The 2178-nt window shown below is 53.5% G+C and carries 3 protein-coding genes; all 3 read left to right on the top strand.

The window, feature by feature from the left end:
- Positions 1-532: phosphate acyltransferase (locus ACR0P9_RS11370; protein ID WP_432620231.1), on the top strand; the 532-nt coding region annotated here is incomplete at its 5' end.
- A gap of 78 nt (positions 533-610) precedes the next feature.
- Positions 611-1627 carry an ion transporter gene (locus ACR0P9_RS11365; RefSeq protein ID WP_432620229.1) on the top strand — a complete coding sequence of 339 codons (1017 nt, stop codon included), beginning with the start codon at positions 611-613 and terminating at the stop codon, positions 1625-1627.
- A 44-nt stretch (positions 1628-1671) separates the two neighbouring features.
- The gene (locus ACR0P9_RS11360) at positions 1672-2124 is read left to right on the top strand and encodes a YjbQ family protein (RefSeq protein ID WP_432620227.1); all 453 of its coding nucleotides are present in this window, start codon (positions 1672-1674) and stop codon (positions 2122-2124) included.
- The last annotated feature ends 54 nt before the right edge of the window (positions 2125-2178 follow it).

The raw sequence follows: 2178 nt of genomic DNA, 5'->3' as shown, positions 1-2178 counted from the left end.
GATGTACGCTATGGGCGACTGCGCCATCAACATCTCCTATGAGGACACCGTTGACAAGAAGACCGGTGAGGTTACTCTGACTGCTGCTCAGAAGATCGCTGAGGTTGCTATCGAGACCGCAAAGACCGGCGCTGCTTTCGGCATCGACCCGAAGGTTGCTATGCTGTCCTACTCCACCATGGGTTCCGGCAAGGGCCCGACCGTTACCATGATGCGCGACGCTACCGCTGCTGCTAAGGAGCTGGCTCCGGATCTGGCAGTTGACGGCGAGCTGCAGTTTGACGCTGCATTCTCCCCGGTTGTTGCTAAGACCAAGGCAAAGGGTTCTCCGGTTGCAGGTCAGGCAAACACCTTCATCTTCCCGGACATCAACGCAGGCAACATCGGCTACAAGATTGCTCAGCGTCTGGGTGGTTTCGAGGCATATGGCCCGATTCTGCAGGGTCTGAACGCTCCGATCAACGACCTGTCCCGCGGCTGCAATGCTGATGAAGTTTACCAGATGGCTATCATCACCGCTGGTCTGAAGTAATTTTACACAGAACGCAATTGGTACAGCCGCTGTCTCCTGACAGCGGCTGTCTTTCTCTCACAGAGCATCACAAAAAATATGGGGAAACAGACATATCACATCCGCAAGCGGATGTACGAAATCATTGAAAAAGACCGACAGCACGACAAATTCAGCGCACTATATGACAGATACATTCTCGTTTTGGTCTGTCTGAGCGCCATTCCGCTGTTGTTAAAAATATGGAACAGGCCGGTTCTCTGGCTGGATCGAATCGTCACGGCGCTCTTTATCGTCGATTATATTCTGCGCTGGATCACCGCGGATTTTTCGCCGCGCATGAAAGAGCTATCGCTGCGGCAGGCCATGCTGCGCTATCCGTTCACGCCGATGGCGGTGATTGACCTGCTGGCGATTTTGCCGGTCATCACGACATTTCCCGCTGTCATGCAGCTGCTTCCGGACATGCCGCTGACGCAGTACATTCAAATCCTGCGCGTCATGCGTGTCTTTCGCTGCGCGCGCTTTCTCAAGACCATGCGCTATGCGCGGAGCTTTATTTATATTTACCGCGCCGTGCGCCGCGAGCGCAAGCTGCTCATCATGGTCTTGATGCTGTCGATGGTATACAGCTTTGTCTCTGCCGCCGTCATGTTCTCGGTGGAGCCGAACTCGTTTGACAGCTTTTTTGAAGCCCTGTACTGGGCATTCGCCATGCTGACAACCGTCGGATACGGCGATATTTATCCGGTGACGCGCGCGGGCAGACTGGTCAGCATGATCTCTTCGGTATTTGGCACCGCCATCATTGCGATGCCCGCCGGTATTCTAACCGCCGGATTCATGGAGGAGATCAACAAAGTCCGCTTCAAAGGCCAGCGCAAGCTGGAACAGGAGGTCTCGGAGCTGCTCGACGAAATCAAGCAGCTGCGCAAAGAGCAGGCCGAGCGCGGGCTGGAAGAAAAAATCGAGCAGATTGCCGAACAAGTCGAGCAAGTGCAGGAACACCGCGAGCAGGACGCCGTATTATTGCAGGATCTGTCGGAAGATTTGAAAAATGCGCTGGCACGTGGTACAATGAATGAGATTGAAGAAGAGTCGGATTCAGGATCATAGAAGAAGATAGAAGAAGTTTGTCAAGATGGAGGAGTTTATCAACAATGGCAGTTTATAGTTCCATGAAGGAATATCACACCCGCGCACACATGGGTATGATTGATGTAACCGGAGATTTTCAGGAGGCTGTAACCGAGGCTTGCCACAAGTACGGCATCAAGAGTGGTACCGTTACCGGCTTTACGACCGGCGGCGTTGCCGGTCTGACCACGCTGGAATTCGAGCCTGGCATGGTCAATCATGACCTCAAGGCAGCCATGGATGTCTTTTCTCCGTATACGGATGAAAAGGGCCGCGTGATTCATTACGAGCACCACAACACATGGCACGATGACAATGGCTCGAGCCATATTAAGTCGGCACTGCTCAGCCCGTTCATCACGGTTCCGTTTATCGACGGACGCATCACCGTCGGCCCGTGGCAGAACCTGACGCTGGTCGAGTGCGACACCCGCGATCGCCATCGCGAAATCGTATTCCAGGTCATGGGCGAATAAGTTCAGACAATCAAAAAGCACTGGAACCGGAAATCCGGAACCAGTGCTTTTGTT

It is taken from the genome of Butyricicoccus sp. (assembly GCF_050872565.1).
GTDB lineage: Bacteria > Bacillota > Clostridia > Oscillospirales > Butyricicoccaceae > Butyricicoccus_A.
Note: the sequence above shows the minus strand (reverse complement) of the source record. Positions and strands in the feature narration are given on the sequence as shown.